This window comes from Xenorhabdus innexi (genome assembly GCF_002632485.1).
GTDB lineage: Bacteria > Pseudomonadota > Gammaproteobacteria > Enterobacterales > Enterobacteriaceae > Xenorhabdus > Xenorhabdus innexi.
Window position 1 is genome coordinate 1 of record NZ_NIBU01000197.1, and the last position, 982, is coordinate 982.

Annotated in this window: 1 protein-coding gene; it reads left to right on the forward strand. The window is 43.7% G+C overall.

The window, feature by feature from the left end; genetic code table 11:
* Positions 1 to 139: 139 nt before the first annotated feature.
* Positions 140 to 982: IS4 family transposase (locus tag Xinn_RS21040; protein WP_244590294.1), on the forward strand; the 843-nt coding region annotated here is incomplete at its 3' end.

Below are 982 nucleotides of genomic sequence, written 5' to 3' on the forward strand. Positions count from 1 at the left end.
CATAGACAGGATCTTAAGCAATAACCGTTTATTTTTAGATAGAAAAAAGGCTTCATTTATGATCTGATAATCGTCGCCAAACAATAAATCAAAACCACGGATGAAGCCTGTAATGATTATCGCTATAAAACACCAGTTAATGCAATTCTTCAATGAAGCTTCTCTGAAAAAGATTGCCTTTCGATGTGGATTTATTCAGCGCGTGAGAAACATCGAACCTCATGTATTCATCCTCAGTCTTATCGCTGCACTGAGTTCGGGAAAAATCACGTCTATTGCTCAGTTACACCAAAAATTTAATGGGCTGTGTCCCAATAAAAAACAGCAGGTTAGCTACCGCCCCTTTTATAATCAGTTACGCAAAGCGGCTTTTGTCGAATTCGTCAAAATATTGGTGAGATTTGCGATGGCGCAATGGGTCGATAAATCCGTTGCCATACCCACGAAACTTACAAAATTTCAAAATGTTATTTTGCAGGATGGCAGCTCATTCAAAATCCATTCGGCACTGTCTGATGTGTTTCCTTATCGATTCAGATCAACCGATGCGGCCGTTGAATGCCACATGACGCTGTCACTCTTCACCCAATCTCCGGTTAAGATGACGGTGACCGCGGATACCGCGTCAGAACGGGCTTACCTCCCCGCTCCTGAGACGCTGCATAAGCAATTACTACTGGCAGATGCAGGCTATGTTGATTTTGAATATTTTGAGCAAGTCTCCTCTTCCGGCGGCTCATTTATTGTCCGGGGAAGCAAATCGCTCAATCCCCAGATAATGACAGCCCGCAATGGGCAAGGAAAATTATTGTCCAAACTGTCTGGTAAACCGTTGAAATCCATCACACGCAGAACCAACCGCTCAGAAGTGCTGGATCTGATATGTCGGCGTAAGGGTTATGAGTTTCGTCTTGTCCGCCGCTGGTTTGCCGAAGAAAAACGTTTCTGTCTTTGGCTAACAAATTTATCGGTGGACGAGTTT